1 protein-coding gene is annotated in these 244 nt (G+C 56.1%); it reads right to left on the bottom strand.

What is annotated here, in order from left to right; genetic code table 11:
• A partial coding sequence (locus KUA11_RS17340; RefSeq protein WP_302480908.1) for a transposase occupies positions 1-190 on the bottom strand: 190 nt, incomplete at its 3' end.
• Between the last annotated feature and the right edge of the window lie 54 nt (positions 191-244).

Genomic DNA, 244 nt, shown 5'->3' with positions numbered 1-244 from the left:
GGTCTTCAACCCGGTATTCCACAAAGCCGGGATGCCGCTTATCGCGAAAACAGGCAGCAAAGCGGCGGCTGAGCCCCAGAATGTCATCAGCCTGCTTCACCAGAATGACGCCCCCATCCGAACTCATTGCCATGCTGTGTGATGATTTTTTCGCTTTTGACCGGCTGGAAAAGCGCCTTTGGTGGGTCAGTCATTCGGCAGCGCCTGTGCCGGAAATTCCGGTCGTTCTGGACGCGGAAATCTC

The sequence above is a fragment of the Acetobacter estunensis genome (genome assembly GCF_019083805.1).
GTDB lineage: Bacteria > Pseudomonadota > Alphaproteobacteria > Acetobacterales > Acetobacteraceae > Acetobacter > Acetobacter estunensis_A.
This window is presented reverse-complemented; position numbering and strand designations above follow the sequence as displayed.